General features: G+C 46.4%; 1 pseudogene. It reads left to right on the plus strand.

The features are described 5' to 3' along the window. A pseudogene (locus tag R7E78_RS26365) lies at positions 1–741 on the plus strand (MFS transporter); the annotation flags it as partial.

Genomic DNA, 741 nt, shown 5'->3' on the forward strand with positions numbered 1-741 from the left:
GGCAAGTGCCCCTGAACTTAAATTCCGTTGGCGACCTTATCAGCAAACTAAGCACACGCTGGCGATCGCGAAATCCGATCGCATCGTATTTCAATGCATCATGGCCATTAGTTGGTTTTGGTTTCTCGGTGCTGCATATCTTACTCAGTTCCCAAACTTCACCAAGGTCTACCTGAACGGTACAGAAAGCGCCGTATCTTTCTTACTTGCACTCTTCTCAGTAGGGATTGCTCTAGGCTCACTGGCTTGCAACTGGATCTCAAATCATCGAATCGAAGTGGGCATCGTGCCAATCGGTGCCTTAGGCATCACCATCTTCGGTTACTTAATGGCGACATCAGTACCAACTGAGCTACCTGAGTTCGCAAACTTCATTGAATTTGTTCGTTTCGAGCCTTTCTGGCCGCTGTTTTTCTATCTGCTCATGATAGGAGCATCGGGCGGATTATTTATCGTCCCACTGTATGCCTTAATGCAGCATCGAGCGAAGGAGACTGAACGAGCGCAAGTGATAGCAGGTCTGAATATCTTTAACTCGCTATTTATGGTGGGCAGCGCGATCCTTGGCATTATATGCCTAAGCGTAGTAGAGATGAGTATTCCACAACTGTTTGCGCTTCTTGCAGTGCTTAACTTCTTAGTCGCGGCATATATCTTTCTACAAATCCCGATTTTTGTGGTTCGCTTTGCAATGTGGATGCTCACGCACACCATCTATCGTGTTAAACACAAAAATCTGCA

The sequence above is a fragment of the Vibrio sp. YT-19(2023) genome (genome assembly GCF_033337395.1).